General features: G+C 66.9%; 22 protein-coding genes. 10 read left to right on the forward strand and 12 right to left on the reverse strand.

The annotated features are described in order from the left end of the window. From J8I35_RS19185 to J8I35_RS19215, 7 genes are all read right to left on the reverse strand, one after another. Positions 1–384 (reverse strand): beta-ketoacyl synthase N-terminal-like domain-containing protein (locus J8I35_RS19185; RefSeq protein ID WP_280884565.1); only part of this gene is annotated, 384 nt, incomplete at its 3' end. 263 nt (positions 385–647) lie between these two features. Then, entirely contained in the window at positions 648–1,232 is a 585-nt protein-coding gene (phaP, locus tag J8I35_RS19190) for a TIGR01841 family phasin (RefSeq protein WP_209926584.1), read from the reverse strand. Positions 1,233–1,729: 497 nt separating this feature from the next. Then, entirely contained in the window at positions 1,730–2,494 is a 765-nt protein-coding gene (locus J8I35_RS19195) for a ParA family protein (RefSeq protein WP_050014907.1), read from the reverse strand. Positions 2,495–2,607: 113 nt separating this feature from the next. Next, a complete protein-coding gene (locus J8I35_RS19200) occupies positions 2,608–3,231 on the reverse strand; it encodes a DNA-3-methyladenine glycosylase (protein WP_124680164.1) in 624 nt (207 codons plus the stop codon). Next, entirely contained in the window at positions 3,218–3,748 is a 531-nt protein-coding gene (mug, locus tag J8I35_RS19205; RefSeq protein ID WP_050014903.1) for a G/U mismatch-specific DNA glycosylase, read from the reverse strand. The genes J8I35_RS19200 and mug overlap by 14 nt, the downstream gene beginning before the upstream one ends. Positions 3,749–3,870: 122 nt before the next feature. Continuing rightward, on the reverse strand, positions 3,871–4,422 hold the full coding sequence (locus J8I35_RS19210) for a single-stranded DNA-binding protein (protein ID WP_050014902.1): 552 nt from the start codon (positions 4,420–4,422) through the stop codon (positions 3,871–3,873). 100 nt (positions 4,423–4,522) lie between these two features. Beyond that, the gene (locus J8I35_RS19215) at positions 4,523–5,710 is read right to left on the reverse strand and encodes an MFS transporter (RefSeq protein ID WP_021162585.1); all 1,188 of its coding nucleotides are present in this window, start codon (positions 5,708–5,710) and stop codon (positions 4,523–4,525) included. A gap of 263 nt (positions 5,711–5,973) precedes the next feature. Here J8I35_RS19215 and uvrA point away from each other — a divergent pair, with 263 nt between their 5' ends. Together uvrA and J8I35_RS19225 are read left to right on the forward strand one after the other, a co-directional pair. After that, entirely contained in the window at positions 5,974–8,859 is a 2,886-nt protein-coding gene (uvrA, locus tag J8I35_RS19220; RefSeq protein ID WP_124593407.1) for an excinuclease ABC subunit UvrA, read from the forward strand. Positions 8,860–9,098: 239 nt separating this feature from the next. Beyond that, positions 9,099–10,181 carry a hypothetical protein gene (locus J8I35_RS19225; protein ID WP_050014898.1) on the forward strand — a complete coding sequence of 361 codons (1,083 nt, stop codon included), beginning with the start codon at positions 9,099–9,101 and terminating at the stop codon, positions 10,179–10,181. Between the two features lie 93 nt (positions 10,182–10,274). Here J8I35_RS19225 and purU read toward each other — a convergent pair whose 3' ends face one another. The 5 genes from purU to J8I35_RS19250 all read right to left on the reverse strand — a co-directional run bounded on the left by purU (position 10,275) and on the right by J8I35_RS19250 (position 15,448). Then, on the reverse strand, positions 10,275–11,159 hold the full coding sequence (gene purU / locus J8I35_RS19230) for a formyltetrahydrofolate deformylase (RefSeq protein WP_050014896.1): 885 nt from the start codon (positions 11,157–11,159) through the stop codon (positions 10,275–10,277). Positions 11,160–11,232: 73 nt separating this feature from the next. Further along, positions 11,233–12,099 carry an NUDIX hydrolase family protein gene (locus J8I35_RS19235; protein WP_209926585.1) on the reverse strand — a complete coding sequence of 289 codons (867 nt, stop codon included), beginning with the start codon at positions 12,097–12,099 and terminating at the stop codon, positions 11,233–11,235. Between the two features lie 5 nt (positions 12,100–12,104). Beyond that, complete coding sequence (locus J8I35_RS19240) at positions 12,105–12,719, reverse strand: LysE family translocator (protein ID WP_050014892.1); 615 nt, start codon at positions 12,717–12,719, stop codon at positions 12,105–12,107. Positions 12,720–12,797: 78 nt separating this feature from the next. Next, entirely contained in the window at positions 12,798–13,364 is a 567-nt protein-coding gene (locus J8I35_RS19245) for an adenine phosphoribosyltransferase (protein WP_126363367.1), read from the reverse strand. A 77-nt stretch (positions 13,365–13,441) separates the two neighbouring features. Beyond that, the gene (locus tag J8I35_RS19250) at positions 13,442–15,448 is read right to left on the reverse strand and encodes a monovalent cation:proton antiporter family protein (protein WP_050014889.1); all 2,007 of its coding nucleotides are present in this window, start codon (positions 15,446–15,448) and stop codon (positions 13,442–13,444) included. A gap of 126 nt (positions 15,449–15,574) precedes the next feature. Here J8I35_RS19250 and kdsD point away from each other — a divergent pair, with 126 nt between their 5' ends. From kdsD to J8I35_RS19290, 8 genes are all read left to right on the forward strand, one after another. After that, on the forward strand, positions 15,575–16,558 hold the full coding sequence (gene kdsD / locus J8I35_RS19255) for an arabinose 5-phosphate isomerase KdsD (RefSeq protein WP_209926586.1): 984 nt from the start codon (positions 15,575–15,577) through the stop codon (positions 16,556–16,558). Next, positions 16,558–17,094: an HAD family hydrolase gene (locus J8I35_RS19260; protein WP_050014885.1), complete on the forward strand. Its 537-nt coding sequence runs from the start codon at positions 16,558–16,560 to the stop codon at positions 17,092–17,094. Before kdsD ends, J8I35_RS19260 begins: the two co-directional genes overlap by 1 nt. Before the next feature lie 3 nt (positions 17,095–17,097). Continuing rightward, positions 17,098–17,712: an LPS export ABC transporter periplasmic protein LptC gene (gene lptC / locus J8I35_RS19265; protein WP_012329238.1), complete on the forward strand. Its 615-nt coding sequence runs from the start codon at positions 17,098–17,100 to the stop codon at positions 17,710–17,712. A gap of 20 nt (positions 17,713–17,732) precedes the next feature. Beyond that, positions 17,733–18,398 carry a lipopolysaccharide transport periplasmic protein LptA gene (gene lptA / locus J8I35_RS19270; protein ID WP_050014883.1) on the forward strand — a complete coding sequence of 222 codons (666 nt, stop codon included), beginning with the start codon at positions 17,733–17,735 and terminating at the stop codon, positions 18,396–18,398. Next, positions 18,395–19,171: an LPS export ABC transporter ATP-binding protein gene (gene lptB, locus J8I35_RS19275; RefSeq protein WP_050014881.1), complete on the forward strand. Its 777-nt coding sequence runs from the start codon at positions 18,395–18,397 to the stop codon at positions 19,169–19,171. The genes lptA and lptB overlap by 4 nt, the downstream gene beginning before the upstream one ends. Positions 19,172–19,343: 172 nt before the next feature. Next, positions 19,344–20,849, forward strand: a complete 1,506-nt coding sequence (locus J8I35_RS19280) for an RNA polymerase factor sigma-54 (protein ID WP_089488830.1) — start codon at positions 19,344–19,346, stop codon at positions 20,847–20,849. Positions 20,850–21,008: 159 nt separating this feature from the next. Continuing rightward, complete coding sequence (gene raiA / locus J8I35_RS19285) at positions 21,009–21,368, forward strand: ribosome-associated translation inhibitor RaiA (protein WP_006477786.1); 360 nt, start codon at positions 21,009–21,011, stop codon at positions 21,366–21,368. A gap of 167 nt (positions 21,369–21,535) precedes the next feature. Further along, positions 21,536–22,075 (forward strand): PTS sugar transporter subunit IIA, encoded by a 540-nt coding sequence (locus tag J8I35_RS19290; protein WP_209926588.1) that lies wholly within the window; start codon positions 21,536–21,538, stop codon positions 22,073–22,075. Positions 22,076–22,087: the final 12 nt, after the last annotated feature.

Raw genomic sequence — 22,087 nt, forward strand, 5'->3', positions numbered from 1 at the left:
CGAGCCCGGCAGCACGTGCGGCGCCGCGCTCATGTTCTCCTGGCCGCCCGCGATCACGATCTCCGCGTCGCCCGCGATGATCGCGTTCGCCGCCAGCATCACGGCCTTCAGGCCCGAGCCGCACACCTTGTTGATCGTCATGCCCGGCACCGCGCTCGGCAGCCCCGCCTTGATCACCGACTGCCGCGCCGGGTTCTGCCCGGAGCCGGCCGTCAGCACCTGGCCCATGATCACTCCGCTGACCTGGTCGGGCTTCACGCCCGCACGCTCCAGCACCGCGCGGATCACCGTCGCGCCCAGTTCCGGCGCCGCAATCTTCGCGAGCGAGCCGCCGAATTTGCCGACCGCGGTCCGCGCGGCCGATACGATCACTACATCCGTCATGTTCAGTTCCTGCATCGAAATCAGTTCGTCGTGGCGACGCCGGCACGAGACGGTCGCACATGGCGATGGCGCCGCCCGCCGCCGTATTGGCGGACAGCTTCCGTCCGCACCGGCGGCACGGCACACCGCCGCACGGGCAACCGTGCACGGGCGTCTGGCGGCGAACCGGATGTTTGCCGGACCGCGCGTGGCACACGCGGCGGCCGGCGCCATCCGGCGCCGATCAATCGTGTCGCGCCTGCGCGCGACACGCATTCACGCGGTTACGCAGCCGAGTCGCGCGCAGCCGCAGCGTCCTTGCGAGCGGCCGCTGCCGTCTGCTTCGCGCCGCGCGTGGCCGTTTCGCTGACCGCATCGAAGCCGCTCTGCGCCGCCTCGATCGCCTGCCCCGTCGCTGCGCGCACGGAGTCGGCCGCGGCGCTCGCCGCCGACAGCGCCGAATTCAGCGCGGCCACTACCGGTGCCGAGCCGGCCGGCGCATGCTTCGTCAGTTCGCCGAGCACGTCCTTCAGGCGTTTGTCGTTCTGTTCGTACTGCGCCTGCGCGACCTTCGCCCATTCGGACTGCGTCGACACCGCGATGTCGAACAGATGGCGGCCGTACGACACGACCTTGCCGGCCGCGTCCTGCGGCACCGCGACCTGCTGCACGAAGCCCGCGGCCGGGTTGTTGCTGCTGAACGCGTTCTTCAGCTTGTCCTCGTATTCCTCGAGCGCCGTCCGGGCCGCTTGCAGGTTGAGTTCGACGACAGCCTCGAAACCGTGGATCGCCGGACGGGCGATCGCAAACCACGCGGCGATACCGGATTGATAATCGGCGGCGAGTTTTTCGGGGGCAAATACGGACATCGGGCACGCTCCTGTTGGCAATGCGAGAGACGACGTAAAGAAAAACGGAAGCTTGATCGACCGCTGCTTCCTTATTGACAGCCCGCACCTGTTTGAGCACGGGCAGTGGAAGGAAGTCATTCTAGATCGATTAATTGTCAATTAAATGGCATTAATACTAGGTATAAACCCTTATTACCCTTTTGACCAGCAGCCGAAGCCGCAGGCGCGGCGAAATCTCAGACAAGACGCCACCCTCAGCGGCCCGCCATTCGTTTTTACCTTTTTGCAGCATAGCGCATCATGACGTGGCGCAATATTTGCCAATTCATTATTCCGCTTATTAGAAAACCGGCACCCATTGAAAATGGAGCAATCATTTATGTAATATTTTTTCTCGATTTGTTGTGAAATCGTTTTCTTGATTATTAATGACGAAATCAATAATCGGATGAATGGCCGGTCGCGACAAAAAAGGCCGCTCGAAGCGGCCTCGGTCGATGCGGTCGCGCGCGGGATCAGCCGGCCAGTTCGCGATGCAGCGCGCGGAACTCCTGCGCGAGCTTGTGCGCCGGCTCGAGATGGATCACCGGCGTCGACTGCTGATGCGATTCGCGGATCTTCACCGAGGCGGACAACCGCGACGCGAGCACCGGCAGCCCTTCGTCGACGAGCTCGTCGACCAGCCGTTGCGGCAGGCTCGCGCGCGGCTGGAACTGGTTGATGACGATCCCTTCCACCTCGAGCGCCGCGTTGTGGTCCTGCTGGATTTCCTTCACGTTCTCGAGCAGCGTGTACAGCGCGCGGCGCGAGAAATCGTCGCAGTCGAACGGGATCAGGCAGCGCTCGACCGCGATCAGCGCCGAGCGCGTATAGAAATTCAGCGCGGGCGGCGTGTCGATGTACACGGCGTCGTACATGTCGAGTTCGTTCAGCGCGTCGCGCAGCTTGTAGATCTTGTAGCGCGATTCGAGCTTGCCGTGCAGCGTGTCGAGATCCGGATGCGCGGGCATCACGTCGAGCCCGTCGAACGGGGTCGCGTGGATGAACGACGCGACGTCGACCGGACGGAAGTTGAAGGTCAGCGCGGTTTCGAAGAAGCCGGCGACGCCCGGTTGCGCATCGTCCGCGGCGTCGCCGAGCAGGTAGCGCGTCGAGTTCGCCTGCGCATCGAGATCGATGACGAGCGTGCGCAACCCTTCGCTCGCGCTGATCGCCGCGAGGTTGCAGACGATCGTCGACTTGCCCACGCCGCCCTTCTGGTTGAATACGACCCGTCGCATGGCGCCTCCTCGATCGAAACGTCGAAACGGCCAGCTTAGCCGATCAATAATGGCGACCGCGTGACGCAGGTCGAATTGGACGCGACGAGTACGCGACTTGGACGCGCGATGTGTCAGACGCGCGGCACGGCGCCCGACACGTACCGGTTGCCGGGCACGCTCCACCGCCACGGCAGATCCTGGCCGACGCGAATGCCGATGCGCGGCCCGCCCGCCAGATCGGCGGGCGGCGCCATCCCGTCGTCGACGATCGCGAACCCGTCGCGCGCGCCGACCAGGTCGACGCCATCCTGCGCGCCGCCGATCCCCATCGCCTGCGTCAGCCGGGCCGGCCCGCGGCACAGGTCGCGATCGCGCGTGCGCGGCGGCCGCGCCGCCCGCATCTGGTCGAGCCCGTGCAGCGGCTCCAGCGCACGGATCAGCACGCCCGTTCCCGCGCCGTCCGGGCCGCACACGCAGTTGCAGCACCAGTGCATCCCGTACGTGAAATACACGTAGAAGTGCCCGGGCGGCCCGAACATCGTCGCGTTGCGCGGCGTCTTGCCGCGATAGGTGTGCGCGGCCGGATCGAGCGCGCCCGCATACGCTTCCACTTCGACGATGCGGCCGGCCCGGCCGTCCGCGGACGCGAGGATCTTGTTGAGCAATTGCGGCGCCGCCTCGGTGGCCATGCGGTTGAAGAATGCGCGCGGGACGATGGCGCCCGGCCATGGCGCCGGCGGCTTACCGCGTCGCATCGTGCCGCTCCGTCATCGCCGCGAGATGAAGCTCGCGATACGCGTCGACCAGATCGTCGAGCCCGAATGCGAGGTTTCTGCCGCTGGGGTTCGGCAGCACCCACACGCGTGCATGCCCGATGCGGGCCGGCTGCAATCCCCACGCGACCTCGCGTTGCCCCGACAGCGCCGAATACGCGGCCTTGCCGAGAAACGCGACGAAGCGCGGCGCATGCTGCGCGACCTTCTGCTCGAACCCGGCGCCCGCGGCCGCGAATTCCGCGCGCGACAGTTGATCGGCGCTCGCGGTCGGCCGCGACACCACGGCCGTCAGCCCGCAGCCGTAACCGAGTATCGCGCGATCGTCCTGCGGCGAAAGTTCCGTCGGCGTGAAGCCCGCGAGATGGATCACGCGCCAGAAGCGGTTGTTTCGCCCCGCGAAGTGATGGCCGGTCGCGGCCGCGAGCAGGCCGGGATTGATCCCGCAGAACAGGACGTCGAGATGGGGTGCGATGAGGTCGGCGAGTGCGTCAGCCACGTTTGATCCGGAGAGCGGCGTGCAGGCACGACGTAAACGAAGCAAGGCCCGAAAACCCGGGCCAAGCGACTGGCTTGACTCGGACGTTCGGGCCCATCGTGATGCGAGGGTGCGACCGGCGATCAGAACGGAATATCGTCGTCCATCTCGTCGAAGCCGCCGCCTGCCGGCGCGCTCGGACGGCTCTGGCCGCCGCCACCCGCACCGCCGCGCGCTGCGCCGCCGGCACGGCCACCGCCGCCACCACGCTCCGCCTGCTCGCCGCGACCGCCGCCACCACCACCGTAGCCGCCGCCATAACCGCCTTCGTCACCGCTGCCACCGCCGCCGCCCGAACCGCCGCGGCCGCCGAGCATCTGCATCTGTTCGGCGACGATTTCGGTCGAGTAACGGTCCTGGCCGTCCTGGCCCTGCCACTTGCGCGTACGGATGCGGCCTTCGATATAGACCGACGACCCCTTCTTCAGGTATTCGCTGACGATCTCCGCCAGACGGCCGAAGAACGCGACGCGATGCCACTCGGTCATTTCCTTGAAATCGCCGCTTGCCTTGTCCTTGTAGCGGTCGGTCGTCGCGAGACGGATGTTCGCAACCGCGTCGCCGCTCGGCAGGTAACGGACTTCAGGATCGGCGCCGAGATTGCCGACGAGGATGACCTTGTTGACGGATGCCATGTGTTTCTCCAGTAAATTCGATGCCGGGCCGCCCGCGCGTATCGCCGGAACGGCCCGCCGGACAGGCCGGCGCGCGGCCGATGCCTGCCCGAAACAAGATTCAGGCCTTGCGCGGCGGCGCTTTCATGCTGGCCGCGATTATAAGCCACGCGGCAACGAGCCCCGAGCACGTATAAAACACCGTGTTCGCGCCGCCGTGCTTCAGCAGCCAGCCGCCCACGATGCCGCCGAGCGCGAGCCCGATCGACTGCGTGGTGTTGTAGACCCCCGTGGCCGCGCCCTTGCGCGAACCCGGCGCGAGCTTCGACACGAGCGACGGCTGCGACGCTTCCAGGATGTTGAACCCGAGGAAGTACACGAACAGGATCGCCGCCACAATCAGAATGGTATGCGGTGCGCTGCCGAGCAACAATTGGCCGATCAGGATAGCCAGAATGCCGCCGAGCAGCACCGGCTTCATCTTGCCCCGTTTTTCCGCGACGATGATCGCCGGCACCATCATCACGAACGCGAGCCCCATCACCGGCAGGTAGACCTTCCAGTGCGCGGCGACCGGCAGCCCGCCGTCCACCAGGAGGCGCGGCACGACGAGGAACAGCGCCGTCTGCGTCGCATGCAGCACCAGCACGCCGAAGTTCAGGCGCAGCAGCTCGACGTTGTGCAGCACCTCGGCGAACGGCGCGGGCACGTGCACGGGCTTCGCCGCGTCGGGCACGATCCACAGCACGACGCCGATCGCGAGGATCGACAGCACGCCGACGATCGCGAACAGCCCGCTCATCCCGACCCAGTGGAACACGATCGGTGCGCCGACGATCGCGACCGCGAACGACACGCCGATCGAGCCGCCGACCATCGCCATCGCCTTCGTGCGGTTCTGCTCGGAGGTCAGGTCGGCGATGAACGCGAGCACCGCCGACGACACGGCGCCCATCCCCTGGATCACGCGGCCGACGATGATCCATGTGATGTCGTGCGCGAACGCGGCGACGAAGCTGCCGAGCGCGAAGATCACGAGGCCGGTGGCGATCACCGGCTTGCGGCCGAACTTGTCGGACGCCCAGCCGTAGAAGATATAGAACAGCGACTGCGTGACGCCGTAGGCCCCGAGCGCGATCCCGACGAGCAGCACGTTGTCGCCGCCCGGGATGGTTTTCGCGTAGACCGAGAACACCGGCATGATCATGAACAGGCCGAGCATGCGCAACGCGAAGATCGCCGCGAGCGACGTGGTCGCGCGCAGTTCGGGCGCAGTCATGCGGGAAGACGTGGCAGACGGATTGGACATCGGGAATGAATTTCGAATGATCGGAATGTCCGCCCGGCGGCGGGCGGCGGAAGATCAGGACCGGCGGCCTGGCGGCCTTTCGGACGACACGTCGGGGCCGGATGCAGGCGGCCTGCGGGCCGCGCGGAACGTGCGGCGCGACCGCTTTTCCCGGCGCAGGTGTCGCCTTGCTGCCACCTGCTGTAAAGGCTGGGGGCCGTAAACGACGGTCTCGAAAAGCCGTTATAGTAGCAGGTTTGGTTCCCTCCATTTTCGCCAGGTTCATGGAACAGATCCGTATCCGTGGGGCACGCACCCACAACCTGAAAAACGTCAATCTCGACCTGCCGCGCCACAAGCTGGTCGTGATTACCGGGTTGTCCGGGTCGGGCAAGTCGTCGCTCGCGTTCGACACCCTTTATGCAGAGGGCCAGCGCCGCTACGTGGAAAGCCTGTCCGCGTACGCCCGCCAGTTCCTGCAGCTGATGGAGAAGCCCGACGTCGACCTGATCGAGGGGCTGTCGCCGGCGATCTCGATCGAGCAGAAGGCAACGTCCCACAACCCGCGTTCGACCGTCGGCACGGTCACGGAAATCCACGACTACCTGCGACTTTTGTACGCACGGGTCGGCACGCCGTACTGCCCCGACCACGACATCCCGCTCGAGGCGCAGAGCGTGTCGCAGATGGTCGACGCGGCGCTCGCGCTACCCGAGGAAACCAAGCTGATGATCCTCGCGCCCGTCGTCGCGAACCGCAAGGGCGAGCACGCCGAGCTGTTCGAGGAGATGCAGGCGCAGGGCTTCGTGCGCTTTCGCGTGCGCTCGGGCGGCGGCGCCGCGAACGAAGGCGTCGCGAAGATCTACGAGGTCGAGTCGCTGCCGAAGCTGAAGAAGAACGACAAGCACACGATCGACGTCGTCGTCGATCGCCTGAAGGTGCGTCCGGACATGAAGCAGCGGCTCGCCGAATCGTTCGAGACGGCGCTGCGCCTCGCCGACGGCCGCGCGATCGCGCTCGAGATGGATACCGACCGCGAACACCTGTTCAGCTCGAAGTTTGCGTGCCCGATCTGCTCGTACTCGCTGCAGGAGCTCGAGCCGCGCCTGTTCTCGTTCAACAACCCGATGGGCGCGTGCCCGGAATGCGACGGCCTCGGCCAGATCACGTTCTTCGACCCGAAGCGGGTCGTCGCGCACCCGTCGCTGTCGCTGGCCGCCGGTGCGGTGAAGGGCTGGGACCGCCGCAACCAGTTCTACTTCCAGATGCTGCAGAGCCTCGCGGCGTTCTACGAATTCGACATCGACGCCGCGTTCGAGGATCTCCCCGAAAAGATCCGCAAGGTGCTGCTGTTCGGCTCGGGCAAGCAGACGATCCCGTTCTCGTACATCAACGAGCGCGGCCGCACGACGATCCGCGAGCACGTGTTCGAAGGGATCATCCCGAACCTCGAACGCCGCTATCGCGAGACCGATTCGGTCGCGGTGCGCGAAGAGCTGTCGAAGTACCAGAACAACCAGCCGTGCCCGTCGTGCGACGGCACGCGCCTGCGCCGCGAGGCGCGCCACGTGCGGATCGGCACCGGCGACCATGCCCGCGGCATCTATGAAATCAGCGGCTGGCCGCTGCGCGACGCGCTCGGCTATTTCGACGGGCTGACGCTCGACGGCGCGAAGCGCGAGATCGCGGACAAGGTGATCAAGGAAATCGTCGCGCGCCTGACCTTCCTGAACAACGTCGGCCTCGACTACCTGTCGCTCGAGCGCAGCGCCGAGACCTTGTCGGGCGGCGAGGCGCAGCGCATCCGGCTCGCGTCGCAGATCGGCTCGGGCCTCACCGGCGTGATGTACGTGCTCGACGAGCCGTCGATCGGCCTGCACCAGCGCGACAACGACCGTCTGATCGCGACGCTCAAGCATCTGCGCGACCTCGGCAACTCGGTGATCGTCGTCGAGCACGACGAGGACATGATCCGCACGGCCGACTACGTCGTCGACATGGGCCCGGGCGCGGGCGAGCACGGCGGCGTCGTGGTGGCCGAAGGCACGCCGAAGCAGGTGCAGTCGAACCCGCAGTCGCTGACCGGCCAGTACCTCGTCGGCAAGCGCGTGATCGAGTATCCGGACGAGCGCATGTCGCCCGACCCCGAGCGGATGCTGCGCATCGTCGACGCGCACGGCAACAACCTGAAGCACGTCGATCTCGAGCTGCCGGTCGGCCTCTTGACCTGCATCACCGGCGTGTCGGGCTCCGGCAAGTCGACGCTGATCAACGACACGCTGTATCACGCAGTCGCGCGCCACCTGTACGGCTCGTCGGCCGAGCCGGCGGCGCACGAGGCGATCGAGGGCCTCGAGCACTTCGACAAGGTGATCAACGTCGACCAGTCGCCGATCGGCCGCACGCCGCGTTCGAACCCGGCCACGTACACGGGCCTGTTCACGCCGATCCGCGAGCTGTTCTCGGGCGTGCCGACGTCGAAGGAGCGCGGCTACGATCCGGGCCGCTTCTCGTTCAACGTGAAGGGCGGCCGCTGCGAATCGTGCCAGGGCGACGGCGTGCTGAAGGTCGAGATGCACTTTTTGCCGGACGTGTACGTGCCGTGCGACGTGTGCCACGGCAAGCGCTACAACCGCGAAACGCTCGAAGTGCAGTACAAGGGCAAGAACATCAGCGAAGTGCTCGACATGACGGTCGAGCACGCGTACGCGTTCTTCAGCGCGGTGCCGGTCATCGCGCGCAAGCTGAAGACGCTGCTCGACGTCGGCCTCGGCTACATCCGCCTCGGCCAGTCGGCCACGACGCTGTCGGGCGGCGAGGCGCAGCGCGTGAAGCTGTCGCTGGAGCTGTCGAAGCGCGACACCGGCCGCACGCTGTACATCCTCGACGAGCCGACCACCGGCCTGCACTTCCACGACATCGCACTGCTGCTCGAAGTGATCCACCGGCTGCGCGACCAGGGCAACACGGTCGTGATCATCGAGCACAACCTCGACGTGATCAAGACGGCCGACTGGGTGATCGACCTCGGCCCCGAAGGCGGCGCCGGCGGCGGCCAGATCATCGCGCAGGGCACGCCCGAGCAGGTCGCGAAGACCAAGGCGAGCTTCACCGGCAAGTACCTCGCGCCGCTGCTCAAGCGTCCGACCCGCAAAGTCGCGGCCGGCTGACGCCGTTCCGCCCTTCCCGCGCGCGGCCGCCCGGCCGCGCGCGCGTCGAGGGCGGCCGCGCCCCCTCGTTTTCCCTTCTGCGTTTACACCACGCGCCAAACCCCCCGTTTGCGGCCCATAATGGCAGCTATACTTTACGGCCGTAAGGTTCGCCATCCGCACCAATCCGGTGCGGCGCCGGGCGACCCGCGCTCTGCCGCGTGCTCCGCGGCACGACACAGGGACAACAGGAATCCACGATGGAGAAGCAACAAGAGTCGCGCGACACGCAGAACCGCGAGCCGCACCTGCGCAGCGTGCGGCTGACGAGCGACTTGAGCCTGCCGAAGCTGTCGGCGCTCGAGATCGGCAGCTATCTCTTCGCGCTCGTCATGATGTGGCTCGTCCTCGAGCTCAAGCTGCTCGGCGGGATGCTGGCCGGCCTGCTCGTCTATCAGCTGATCCACACGATCGCACCCGTGATCGAGCGCCATACCACCAGCATGCGCGCGCGCTGGGTCGCGGTCGTGCTGCTGTCGATCGCGATCGTCGGCGCGCTCACCGGCCTGACGCTCGCGATCATCGAGCATTTCGAGCACACGGTGCCGAACCTGCAGAGCCTGCTCGGCCAGCTGATGCAGATCGTCGAGCAGACCCGCGCACGCACGCCGGCCTGGATCGCCAATCTGCTGCCCGTCGACGTCGAGCAGATGAAGACGAAGGCGGCCGTGCTGATGCACTCGCACATGGACCAGCTCCAGCAAAGCGGCAAGAGCGTCGCGCGCGGCTTCGGCCATGTGCTGTTCGGGATGATCATCGGCGCGATGATCGCGATCGGCGTCGAGCAGGGCAAGGTGCGCCGGCCGCTGTCCACCGCGCTCGTCACGCGCGTGTCGCGCTTCGCCGACGCGTTCCGCCGCATCGTGTTCGCGCAGATCAAGATCTCGGCGATCAACGCGGCATTCACCGGCATCTACCTGCTCGTCGCGCTGCCGATCTTCCATCAGCGGCTGCCGCTGTCGAAAACCCTCGTGCTCGTCACGTTCATCGTCGGCCTGCTGCCCGTGATCGGCAACCTGATCTCGAACACGCTGATCGTCGCGGTGTCGCTGTCGGTCAGCATGGGCACCGCGATCGCGTCGCTCGCGTTCCTCGTGGTCATCCACAAGCTCGAATACTTCCTGAACGCGAAGATCATCGGCGGCCAGATCGAGTCGCGCGCATGGGAGCTGCTGCTCGCGATGCTGATCATGGAAGCCGCGTTCGGGCTGCCGGGCGTGGTCGCCGCGCCGATCTTCTATGCGTACCTGAAACGCGAGCTGTACCTGCTGCGGCTGATCTGAAACCGCCCGCTCGCGCACGGCAAACAAAAACGCCGCGCCCCGTGAAGGGCGCGGCGTTTTCGCTTGCGCAGCCGGCCTTTCGCGGCCGACGGATCAGCGGAACACGACCGTCTTCGTCCCGTTCAGCACGATCCGGTGCTCCACGTGCCACTTCACCGCCCGCGCGAGCGTCACGCACTCGACGTCGCGGCCGATCGCGGTCAACTGGTCGGGCGTCATGCTGTGGTCGACGCGCTCGACTTCCTGCTCGATGATCGGGCCTTCGTCGAGATCGGTCGTCACGTAATGCGCGGTCGCGCCGATCAGCTTCACGCCGCGGTCGAACGCCTGGTAGTAAGGCTTCGCGCCCTTGAAGCTCGGCAGGAACGAATGGTGGATGTTGATCGCGCGCCCGGCGAGTTGCGCGCACATGTTCGGCGACAGGATCTGCATGTAGCGCGCGAGCACGACCAGATCGGCCTGGTGCTCGTCGATCACTTCCAGCACGCGCGCTTCCTGCGCGGCCTTCGCGGCATCGGACGAACCGCCGATCAGCGGGAAGTGATGGAACGGAATGTTGTAGCTCGCCGCGAGCTGGTAGAACTCCTTGTGATTCGACACGATCGCCGGAATCTCGATCGGCAACTGGCCGGTGCGATAGCGGAACAGCAGGTCGTTCAGGCAGTGGCCGATCTTCGACACCATGATCACGACGCGCGGCTTCACGGCCGCATCGTGCAGCTCCCAGCGCATCGAGAACTGTTCGGCGAGCGGCGCGAATTCCTTGCGAAGCGTGTCGAGCGCCGACGCGGCATCCTCGCCGCCGCCGTCCTGCTCGAAGTGCACGCGCATGAAGAACTCGCTGGTGCGGCTGTCGCCGAACTGCGCGGAATCGAGGATGTTGTTGCTGCGCTCGAACAGGAAGCCCGAGACCGCATGGACGATGCCGTGCCGGTCGGGGCACGACAGTTTCAAGATAAAGCTGTGATCGGTCGGCATGACCGCTACTCCCATTGTTTCCGTATTCGTCAAATTGCCCGCTTGCGCCGCCCGGCTGCGCGCGCAGCGCGCGTCACGCGCCCGGCACGAACAGCGCGTCGATGCCGGCCGCGTCGGCCGCCGCAATCCAGCGGTGGCGCAGCAGCGTGTCGAGCGTCGCGAGGCTCGCATCCATCGTCGCGCGGCCTTCGCGCAGCCACGCGATCACTTCGGGCACGCCGGCCAGCAGGTGCTCGGCCACTTCGCCGTCCTGGTTGCGCGGCGCGAAGTCGTGCGGCAGCGGCAGGTCGTACACGAGGATCAGTTCCGACTGCGTGCCTTCCGGCAGCGAGTTCAGCACCTGCACCGCACGGCCCGCGATCGCGCGCGCCGCCAGGTCGGCCGGAATCCCGGCTTCTTCCCAGCATTCCTTCGCGAGCGTCTCGTGAACACCGAGCCCCCAGCCGATCCCGCCGGCGACGACGTTGTCGAGCATGCCGGGGTCGGTCGCCTTGGTCTCGCTGCGACGGCCGAGCCACATCTTCGGCGCGGCCGCCGCAGGCGGCTCGCCCGGCGTAACCGCATATTCTACGATGCCGTTCACGTGCACCGCATAGGTCTGCGTGCCGAAGAAGCGCGACGCGGCGCGCTCGATGTACGCGAGCGGCGGATCGTCGAAGCGGTTGCGGATCGCGTAGATCTCGTCGCGCCAGCCGGGAATCGCGCCTTCGGCGGCGAGCGCGCCGATCGCGCTGGCCAGCGCCATGCTGCGCGCGTCGACCGAATCGTAGCGCGCCGACAGCACGACCCGCTCGGCGGTCAGCTCGAACACGTCGGGCCAGCGCGCGAGCTTCGCGACGTCCTGGCGGCGCACCCAGCCGACCGCCTGGCCGGCGATCTCGAAACGCAGGTGCGCGGCCGGATCGAAGCGGCGCGCGGCCGCGATGCACGGAAACGTCATCGCGCTCAGTCCTTCAGCGCGACGCGGATGCCGATCGCGATGAACGTCGCGCCGGCGATCCGGTCGAGCCACACGCCGGCCTTCGGGCGACGCTTCAGCCACGCGCCGATCATGCCCGCGCCGACGCCGAACAGCGAGAAGACGGCGGCCGTCTGCAGCATGAACAGCGCGCCGAGCTCGAACATCTGCAGCGTCACGCTTTGCGCGCCGTGCGGATCGACGAACTGCGGCAGGAACACGACGAAGAACAGCGTGACCTTCGGGTTCATCAGGTTGCCGATCACGCTCTGCCGGAAGATCGTGGCGAGCGGCTGCGGCGGGCGCGCATGCGCGTTCGCGAGGCCCTGGCTGCGCAGCGCCTTGATGCCGATCCACACGAGGTACGCGGCGCCCGCGAGCTTCAGGATCTGGAACGCGACCGGCGACGAACGCAGCACGGCCGCGACGCCGAGCGCCGCGAGCGTCGTGTGGAACAGGATCCCGGCCGTGAAGCCGAGCGCGGCGACGAAGCCGGCCGCGCGGCCCTGCGAGATGCCGCGTGCGAGCACCTGCAGGTTGTCGGGACCCGGCGCGAACGTGATCGCGACCGACGTGGCGAGAAACAGCATGAAGTTGGGCATCGTGACCTCGCTGCGGAAGGTGAACCAAGCGTGAACCGGGGCAAGCCGGCGCGGCTGGCCCCGGGAGCGGACCGGCGTTCAGTGGCCGGCGAATTCGGTAACGGTATAGACCGGCAGTCCGGCGTCGCGCAGCAGCGTCGAGCCGCCGAGATCGGGCAGGTCGATGATCGCCGCGCCTTCGACGACCACCGCGCCGAGCCGCTGCAGCAGGTTGCGCCCCGCCATCATCGTGCCGCCGGTCGCGATCAGGTCGTCCATGATGATCACGCGGTCGCCGGGCTTGCACGCATCTTCGTGGATCTCGACCGTCGCGCTGCCGTATTCGAGGTCGTACGATTCCGAGCGCGTCTTGTACGGCAGCTTGCCGACCTTGCGGATCGGCACGAAGCCGACGCTCAGCTCGTACGCGACGATCGGCGCGATGATGAAGCCGCGCGCGTCGAGGCCCGCGACGTAGTCGAGCTTCGCGTCGACATAGCGTTCGACGAACAGGTCGACCAGGATGCGCAGCGCCTTCGGGCTCTGCAGCAGCGTCGTGATGTCGCGGAACTGCACGCCCGGCTGCGGCCAGTCGGGCACCGTGCGGATCTGGCTGTGGATGAAGGCGACCGGATCGAGCGGTGCGCCCGACGACGAATGCGGCATGAAACTCTCCGAAAAAAACGGTGCGCGAAGATCGGGCACCGTTTCTGATCAATACGGGTCAGGTTGTGAATCGCGGCTCATGCGGCCGCGGCCGGCGGATCGCGCCGATGGCGCGACAACCGCTCCTCCGCGAGCGCGAGTGCCTCGGGCAGCCCGCGCAGCACCACGATGTCGCTCGCGCGCAGCTTGGTCTGCGGATCGGGTTCGACGCCGCGGATGCCGTGCCGGCGGATCGCCGTGACTTCCAGCCCGAGCGCGTACAGCCCGAGTTCTTCCAGCGAACGCCCGACTGCGTCCGCACGCGCATCGACCGGCACCGATTGTAGCCGCACCTGCTCGTGGTCGTCGTCGTCCGCATCGTCCGCGCCGCGGAAATAGCCGCGCAGCAGGCTGTAGCGCTCGTCGCGCATCTCCTCGACGCGCCGCACGACCTTGCGCATCGGCACGCCGACCAGCACCAGCGTGTGCGACGCAAGCATCAGGCTGCCCTCGACGATTTCCGGAATCACCTCGGTCGCGCCGGCCGCGAGCAGCTTCTCGAGATCGGCGTCGTCGACGGTGCGCACGATCGCCGGCAGCGTCGGCTCCAGCTCGTGCACGTGATGCAGCACGCGCAGCGCGGACGGCGTGTTCGCGTAGGTGATCGCGACGGCCGCCGCCCGATGGATACCGGCCGCGAGCAGCGATTCACGGCGCGCGGCGTCGCCAAACACGACCGATTCGCCGGCCGTCGCGGCCGCGCTCACGCGATCGGGGTCGAGGTCGAGCGCGACGTACGAAATACCTTCCTGCTCGAGCATGCGCGCGAGGTTCTGCCCGGCACGACCGTAGCCGCAGATGATCACGTGGCCGCGCTGCTTCAGGCTTTGCGTCGCGATCCGCGTCATCTGCAGCGACTGCTGCATCCATTCGGTCGACGACAGCCGCATCACGATGCGGTCGGCGTTCTGAATCAGGAACGGCGCGGCGAGCATCGACAGCAGCATCGACGCGAGGATCGCCTGCAGCAGCGTCGAATCGACGAGATGCCGGTCGAGGATCAGGTTCAGCAGCACGAAGCCGAATTCGCCGGCCTGCGCGAGGCCGATCCCCGTGCGCATCGCGACGCCCGGCGTCGCGCCGAACAGCCGCGCGAGCCCGGCGATCATCGTCGCCTTGAACAGGATCTGCCCGACGAAGAAGCCAAGCACGATCAACGGATGCTCCCAGATCACGCGCGGATCGAGCAGCATCCCCGTCGTCACGAAGAACAGGCCGAGCAGCACGTCGCGGAACGGCTTGATGTCCTCCTCCACCTGATGGCGGAACGGCGTCTCGGAAATGAGCATCCCCGCGATGAACGCGCCGAGCGCGAGCGACAGGCCGAACTTGTCGGTGATGAACGCGGCGCCCAGCGTGACGAGCAGCAGGTTCAGCACGAACAGCTCCTGCGAGCGGCGCCGCGCGACGACGTTGAGCCAGCGCGTCATGAAGCGCTGGCCGATGACGAGCAGCAGCGCGAGCGCGATCACGATCTTGACCGCCGCGACGCCGAGCGTGAGCGCGAGGTCCTTCGACGATTCGGCGCCGAACGCGGCGATCACGATCAGCAGCGGCACGACCGCGAGATCCTGGAACAGCAGCACGCCGAAGATGTTGCGGCCGTGCTCGGTCTCGATCTCGAGCCGCTCGGCAAGCATCTTCGACACGATCGCCGTCGACGACATCGCGAGCGCGCCGCCGAGCGCGATGCTGCCCTGCCATGTGAGATGCTCCCAGCGCTCGAACAGCGCGCCGAGCGCGAGCGCGAGTACCAGCGTCGCGACGACCTGCAGCAGCCCGAGCCCGAACACGAGCCGCTGCATCGACCTCAGCTTCGCCAGCGAGAATTCGAGGCCGATCGAGAACATCAGGAACACCACGCCGAATTCCGCGAGGTGCTCGGCCCGTTCGAGATCCGCCGTGATGCCAAGCGCGTGCGGGCCGACCAGAATGCCGACGGTCAGGTAGCCGAGCATCGGCGGCAGGTTCAACGAGCGGAATACGACGACGCCCACCACCGAGGCCAGCAGCAGCAGCAGGGTCATTTCGAGCGGGGAAATCACGGGCGAAGCGTCCTCGTTCGTCGGGGCCACGGCAATGCGGGCGCGGGGTGGTGGCGGTGGACAGGCTGCTTCGGACGAGTCCGAAGGCGCGGCGCGGCGAACAAACGCCTTTGCTATACTCCGCGCATGATAGCGAAAATCAATGATGATCGGGCGCTCGCGCTCGCCCGCGACGTGCTCGACATCGAGGCGGACGCCGTGCGCGCGCTGCGCGACCAGCTCGACGGCGGCTTCGTCGAGGCCGTGGCGCTGCTGCTCGGCTGCCGCGGCCGCGTCGTGGTCTCCGGGATCGGCAAATCGGGGCATATCGCCCGCAAGATCGCAGCCACGCTGGCCAGCACCGGTACGCCGGCCTTCTTTGTCCACCCTGCCGAGGCCAGCCACGGCGACCTCGGGATGGTCACCTCCGACGACGTCTTCATCGGCATCTCCTATTCCGGCGAATCGGAAGAACTCGTCGCGATCCTGCCGCTCGTGAAGCGGATCGGCGCGAAGCTGATCGCGATCACGGGCCGCGCGGAGTCGAGCCTCGGCACGCTCGCCGACGTGCACCTGAACGCCGCGGTGTCGAAGGAAGCGTGCCCGCTGAACCTCGCGCCCACCGCAAGCACGACCGCCGCGCTCGCGCTCGGCGACGCACTCGCCGTCGCCGTGCTCGACGCGCGCGGCTTCGGTTCGGAAGATTTCGCGCGCTCACATCCGGGCGGCGCGCTCGGCCGGCGCCTGCTCACCTACGTACGCGACGTGATGCGCTCGGGCGACGACGTCCCGTCCGTCGGGCTCGATGCGACGCTGTCGGACGCGCTGTTCCAGATCACCGCGAAGCGCCTCGGCATGACGGCCGTGGTCGACGCCGACGGCAAGGTCGCCGGCATCTTCACCGACGGCGACCTGCGCCGCGTGCTCGCCCGCGACGGCGACTTCCGCACGCTGCCGATCACCGAAGTGATGACGCGCAACCCGCGCACGATCGCGCCGGATCATCTGGCCGTCGAGGCCGTGGAACTGATGGAGCGCCACCGGATCAACCAGATGCTGGTCGTCGATGCCGACGGCGCGCTGATCGGCGCGCTGAACATGCACGACCTGTTTTCGAAGAAGGTGATCTGATGAGCGCAGCGCTGACTGCGGCCGAACGCGCGAGCCGCGTGAAGCTGATGATTTTCGACGTCGACGGCGTGCTGACCGACGGCGGCCTGCTGTTTACCGCGGCCGGCGACGCGATGAAGTCGTTCAATTCGCTCGACGGCCACGGCGTGAAGCTGCTCGGCGAAGCCGGCATCGCGACCGCGATCATCACGGGCCGCCGCTCGGAGATCGTCGCGGCGCGCGCGAAGGAAATGAAGATCGCGCACCTGTTCCAGGGCGTCGAGAACAAGCTCGCCGTGTTCGCCGACCTGATCGCGTCGCTCGGCCTGACGGCCGACGCATGCGGCTACATGGGCGACGACTGGCCCGACCTGCCGGTGCTGCTGCGCTGCGGCTTCGCGACGGCCCCCGCGAACGCGCACCCCGAGGTGATCGCCCGCGCGCACTGGGTCGCCGAGGCCCGCGGCGGCCACGGCGCCGTGCGCGAGGTCTGCGATGCGATCCTGCGCGCGCAGCGCCGCTACGACGCGCTGCTCGCCGCCGCCTGCGGAGCCTGACCGATGAGCACGCATTTCCGCTGGACCCAGATGCTGCCGCTCGCCGCGGTCGCTGCGCTCGCGGGCGTCACCTGGTGGCTGCTGCAGGCCACGCTGCCGCCGCCCGGCGAGGGCGTCGCGCAGCCGAAACGCCACACGCCCGACTATTTCGCGGACAACTTCTCGGTCACCGAGCTCGACCAGACCGGCACGACCCAGTACCGGCTGACGGCCGCGAAGCTGGTTCATTACGAAGACACGGAAGGCAGCGACCTGACCGATCCGGCCATGCGCGCGTTCCAGCCCGGCAAGCCGGTCGTGACGACCACCGCGAAGCGCGGCACCGTCAACGGCGACGTGTCGATCGTCGATTTGTACGACGATGCGCGCATCCTGCGCGCGGCCGGCGGCGGCGATCCGCAGATGCAGGCCGATTCGCAGCATTTCCGGATCTTCGTCAATGACGATGTGATCCAGACCGAAAAGCCGGTTAAACTTCAGCGCGGCCTGTCGCTCGTCAACGCGACCGACGGCATGAAGTACAACAACGTCACCCGGGTCATCGAGCTTTACGGCAACGTGCGCGGCACGATTGCCGCGGCGGACACGTCCGGCGGCTCGAAAGGTCAACCCAAGTGACGCATCCCTCACGTGACTGCATGAACGAACCGTTCCCTCGACTGATTTCCGGCGGCGCTGCGCGCGCCGTCCGCGCCGCGCTCGCCGCGACGCTCGTGGCGCTCCCGCTCGTCGGGCTGGCGCCGCTCGCCCATGCCGAGAAGGCCGACCAGAACAAGCCGATCAACGTCGAGGCCGACAACCTGACCTACGACGACCTGAAGCAGGTCACGGTCGCGACCGGCAACGTCGTGATCACGAAGGGCACGATCATCATCAAGGGCGATCGCGTCGAAGTGCGCCAGGACCCGGAAGGCTATCAGTACGCGACGTCGTTCGGCAGCGGCAAGAAGCACGCGACGTTCCGCCAGAAGCGCGAAGGCCTCGACGAATACATCGACGGCGACGCCGAGCGCATCGACTACGACGGCAAGCAGGACCTGACCACGCTGACCACCGCCGCGACCGTGCGCCGCCTGCAGGGCACGTCGACGGTCGCCGACACCGTGCACGGCAGCGTGATCACGTACGACGGCCAGCGCGACTTCTACACCGCGAAGGGCGGCAAGGACGTCGCGGCGCCGGGCAACCCGAACGGCCGCGTGCGCGCGATGCTGTCGCCGAAGAACGGCGGCCCCGCGCCGCTGAACGGCGCGCCGGCCAAGCTGTCGCCGTCGACCACGATCCAGGGAGCACCGGGCCAATGAACGCGCTTCCGAACCGCCAGCCGGCCGGCACGACGAGTTCGCTCGTCGTCCGCAACCTGAAGAAGCGCTATGGCTCGCGCACGGTCGTCAAGGACGTGTCGCTCGACGTGAAGAGCGGCGAAGTCGTCGGCCTGCTCGGCCCGAACGGCGCCGGCAAGACCACGTCGTTCTACATGATCGTCGGCCTCGTGCCGACGGACGCGGGCGAGATCTCGCTGAACGGCAGCTCGATCGGCCTGCTGCCGATCCACAAGCGCGCATCGCTCGGCCTGTCGTACCTGCCGCAGGAAGCGTCCGTGTTCCGCAAGCTGACCGTCGAGGAAAACATCCGCGCGGTGCTCGAGCTGCAATACGGCGAGGACGGCAAGCGCCTGTCGAAAGACGCGATTTCGTCGCGCACCGAAGCGCTGCTCGACGAGCTGCAGATCGGCCACCTGCGCGAGAACCCCGCGCTGTCGCTGTCGGGCGGCGAACGGCGCCGCGTCGAAATCGCACGCGCGCTCGCGACCAACCCGAACTTCATCCTGCTCGACGAACCGTTCGCCGGCGTCGACCCGATCGCGGTGCTCGAGATCCAGAAGATCGTCAAGTTCCTGAAGCAGCGCAACATCGGCGTGCTGATCACGGACCACAACGTCCGCGAAACGCTCGGCATCTGCGACCACGCGTACATCATCAGCGACGGGTCGGTGCTGGCCGCCGGCGCGCCGAGCGAAATCATCGAAAACGAAAGCGTGCGCCGCGTGTACCTCGGCGAACACTTCCGCATGTAACGTCCTCCTCGTGGCTGGCTGCACCCCGCCCGGCATCGCCGCGCGGGGCTGCGCCCCGCTTTGCATCCACGCCCGCGGCCCTGCCCGCGGCCGGGCGGCGCGCCGCGCGTAATCGCGGATGGCTCAATGCGCCTGGGTCGTGGCAAACTGCCGGTATGACTCCCTCCTTGCCATGAAAGCCAGCCTTCAACTCCGCCTGTCGCAACATCTTGCGCTGACGCCTCAGCTGCAGCAGTCGATCCGGCTCCTGCAGTTGTCGACGCTCGAATTGCAGCAGGAAGTCGCGATGGCCGTCGCGCAGAATCCGCTGCTCGAGAACGACGACGAATGGATCGCCAGCCCGCTGCGCGTCGCGGCGGACGGATCGCTGATCGCGCAGACGCCGCCCGCACAGAACACCGAGCCGGCCGCGACGAACGGCAGCAGCACGTCCAGCGACCGCGCCGAGCGCGACGAGCCGGCCGGCGCCGACGAATACGACGGTTACGGGTCCGGCGACGGCAACGACGGCCCGCAGTGGAACCTCGACGAATACGGCCGCTCGAGCGGCGCGTCCGACGACGACGACCTGCCGCCGCTGCAGGTGCAGGAAGCCGCGACGTCGCTGCGCGACCACCTCGCCGCGCAGTTGCGCGTCACGCAGGCCGGCCCGCGCGATCGCGCGCTCGTGATGTTCCTGATCGAATCGCTCGACGACGACGGCTACCTGACCGCCACGCTCGACGAAGTGCTCGCCGACCTGCCGCCCGAACTGGAAATCGACTGCGACGAACTGAATGCGGCGCTCGCGCTGCTGCACAGCTTCGACCCGGCCGGCGTCGGCGCGCGCTCGGCGTCCGAATGCCTGAAGCTGCAGCTGCTGCGCCTCGATCCGTCCCCCACGCGTACGCTCGCGCTGGAGATCGTGTCGCAGCATCTCGAGCTGCTCGCCGCACGCGACTTCACCCGGTTGCGCAAGCACCTGAAGGCGAGCGACGACGCGCTGCGCGACGCGCATGCGCTGATCCGCTCGCTGGAGCCGTTCCCCGGCGCCGCGTACGGCAAGGCCGAGGCCGACTACGTCGTGCCCGACATCATCGTGAAGAAGGCCGGCCAGGGCTGGCTCGCGGAGCTCAATCCGGAGGTCGTGCCGCGCCTGCGGATCAACAACCTGTACGCGAACATCCTGCGCAACAGCCGCGGCGATCCGTCGGCCGGATCGCTGAAACAGCAGCTCCAGGAAGCGCGCTGGCTGATCAAGAATATCCAGCAGCGATTCGACACGATCCTGCGTGTCGCGCAGGCTATTGTCGAGCGTCAAAAGAACTTCTTTGCGCACGGTGAAATTGCCATGCGCCCCTTGGTTTTGCGGGAAATAGCTGATACGCTGGGCCTACACGAGTCGACTGTCAGCCGTGTGACAACCGGGAAGTACATGCTGACCCCGTTCGGGACGCTTGAATTTAAGTACTTCTTCGGATCTCACGTCTCGACCGACACCGGTGGCGCCGCGTCGTCGACCGCCATCCGAGCCCTCATCAAGCAACTGATAGGAGCTGAAGACCCAAAATCGCCACTTTCGGACAGCCGCATTGCCGAGCTGCTGGCAGAACAGGGTTTCGTGGTCGCGCGCCGCACGGTTGCGAAATATCGCGAAGCCCTCAAGATCCCGGCAGTGAATCTGCGCAAGTCTCTTTAAGCCTGCTGCCTGCCCGGCGGCAGGCGTGTCCCGACCACCGCGCACACGGGGAACAGGCCGGGCGACCTGTCCGCGATACGCCGCCTTCGTGCGGCACGGGCAAGTCGACCGGAGCGCCGCCTCGATGCGGCCGGGTGGTCACTCGCTTGGAGAAGCACTATGAACCTGAAGATCAGTGGACATCATCTCGAAGTCACGCCTGCCATTCGCGAATACGTGATCACCAAGCTGGACCGGGTGCTACGGCATAGCGATCAGGTGATCGATGGCACTGTGATCCTCTCGGTCGACAACCACAAGGAAAAGGACAAGCAGCAGCGCGCGGAAATCAACCTGCACCTGAAGGGCAAGGACATCTTCGTCGAAAGCGCGAACGGCAACCTGTATGCCGCGATCGATCTGTTGATCGACAAGCTGGATCGCCAGGTCGTCAAGCACATGGAGCGCCTGCAAACGCATGCGCACGATCCGATCAAGCTGCAGCCGTCGATCGACCAGATCGAACTGCCGCCGCAATAACCGTCACCGCAACACGCACGCCGCCCGGTTCGCCGGGCGTTTTTTTTGCCACGCCGAGCACAGGTGCAACCGGTCCGTCCGTGCTGCGCCACGCACGCGGCTGTGCTCTATAATGTTCCGGTTATCGCCGGGGGGTGTTGGATGCGGTAGCGGCGTTGCAGGTTGCCATGCCACATGCCTTGATATCGCCGAACATGGTAAATCAGTCCGCCGCCGCAAGGAGACCCCAGGCCGCCCAATCGCCTGCCAACATGAATCGCCTAGCCAAAATCCTGCCCATAGAGAACGTCGTCATCGACCTCTCGGTCACCAGCAAGAAACGCGTCTTCGAACAAGCCGGGCTGATGTTCGAGAATCAGAACGGCATCGGTCGCAGCACCGTCACGGACAACCTGTTCGCGCGCGAGCGCCTCGGTTCGACCGGGCTCGGCGAAGGTGTCGCGATTCCGCACGGCCGCATCAAGGGCCTCAAGCATCCGCTCGCCGCGTTCGTCCGCCTCGCCGATGCGATCCCGTTCGAAGCGCCCGACGGCCAGCCTGTCGGCCTCCTGATCTTCCTGCTCGTCCCCGAGCAAGCCACCCAGCAGCACCTCGAGATCCTGTCGGAAATCGCGCAACTGCTGTCCGATCGCGACGCGCGCGAGCGTCTGCACAACGAAACGGATATCGCCGAGTTGCATCGCCTGCTCACTCAGTGGCAACCTTGAGTTGTTCCGGGC

It is taken from the genome of Burkholderia sp. CpTa8-5 (genome assembly GCF_017815045.1).
GTDB classification, from domain to species: Bacteria; Pseudomonadota; Gammaproteobacteria; order Burkholderiales; family Burkholderiaceae; genus Burkholderia; species Burkholderia sola.

What these genes read in the sequence shown, in the direction of transcription:
- lptB (WP_050014881.1), top strand. Translation starts at nt 18,395, where the DNA reads ATGAACGCGCTTCCGAACCGCCAGCCGGCCGGCACGACGAGTTCGCTC.
- raiA (WP_006477786.1), top strand. Translation starts at nt 21,009, where the DNA reads ATGAACCTGAAGATCAGTGGACATCATCTCGAAGTCACGCCTGCCATT.
- J8I35_RS19235 (WP_209926585.1), bottom strand. Translation starts at nt 12,099, where the DNA reads ATGACGTTTCCGTGCATCGCGGCCGCGCGCCGCTTCGATCCGGCCGCG.
- J8I35_RS19260 (WP_050014885.1), top strand. Translation starts at nt 16,558, where the DNA reads ATGAGCGCAGCGCTGACTGCGGCCGAACGCGCGAGCCGCGTGAAGCTG.
- J8I35_RS19210 (WP_050014902.1), bottom strand. Translation starts at nt 4,422, where the DNA reads ATGGCATCCGTCAACAAGGTCATCCTCGTCGGCAATCTCGGCGCCGAT.
- phaP (WP_209926584.1), bottom strand. Translation starts at nt 1,232, where the DNA reads ATGTCCGTATTTGCCCCCGAAAAACTCGCCGCCGATTATCAATCCGGT.
- J8I35_RS19200 (WP_124680164.1), bottom strand. Translation starts at nt 3,231, where the DNA reads ATGCGACGCGGTAAGCCGCCGGCGCCATGGCCGGGCGCCATCGTCCCG.
- J8I35_RS19225 (WP_050014898.1), top strand. Translation starts at nt 9,099, where the DNA reads ATGGAGAAGCAACAAGAGTCGCGCGACACGCAGAACCGCGAGCCGCAC.
- J8I35_RS19290 (WP_209926588.1), top strand. Translation starts at nt 21,536, where the DNA reads ATGCCACATGCCTTGATATCGCCGAACATGGTAAATCAGTCCGCCGCC.
- J8I35_RS19195 (WP_050014907.1), bottom strand. Translation starts at nt 2,494, where the DNA reads ATGCGACGGGTCGTATTCAACCAGAAGGGCGGCGTGGGCAAGTCGACG.
- J8I35_RS19280 (WP_089488830.1), top strand. Translation starts at nt 19,344, where the DNA reads ATGAAAGCCAGCCTTCAACTCCGCCTGTCGCAACATCTTGCGCTGACG.
- purU (WP_050014896.1), bottom strand. Translation starts at nt 11,159, where the DNA reads ATGCCGACCGATCACAGCTTTATCTTGAAACTGTCGTGCCCCGACCGG.
- lptC (WP_012329238.1), top strand. Translation starts at nt 17,098, where the DNA reads ATGAGCACGCATTTCCGCTGGACCCAGATGCTGCCGCTCGCCGCGGTC.
- J8I35_RS19240 (WP_050014892.1), bottom strand. Translation starts at nt 12,719, where the DNA reads ATGCCCAACTTCATGCTGTTTCTCGCCACGTCGGTCGCGATCACGTTC.
- kdsD (WP_209926586.1), top strand. Translation starts at nt 15,575, where the DNA reads ATGATAGCGAAAATCAATGATGATCGGGCGCTCGCGCTCGCCCGCGAC.
- uvrA (WP_124593407.1), top strand. Translation starts at nt 5,974, where the DNA reads ATGGAACAGATCCGTATCCGTGGGGCACGCACCCACAACCTGAAAAAC.
- lptA (WP_050014883.1), top strand. Translation starts at nt 17,733, where the DNA reads ATGAACGAACCGTTCCCTCGACTGATTTCCGGCGGCGCTGCGCGCGCC.
- J8I35_RS19215 (WP_021162585.1), bottom strand. Translation starts at nt 5,710, where the DNA reads ATGTCCAATCCGTCTGCCACGTCTTCCCGCATGACTGCGCCCGAACTG.
- J8I35_RS19245 (WP_126363367.1), bottom strand. Translation starts at nt 13,364, where the DNA reads ATGCCGCATTCGTCGTCGGGCGCACCGCTCGATCCGGTCGCCTTCATC.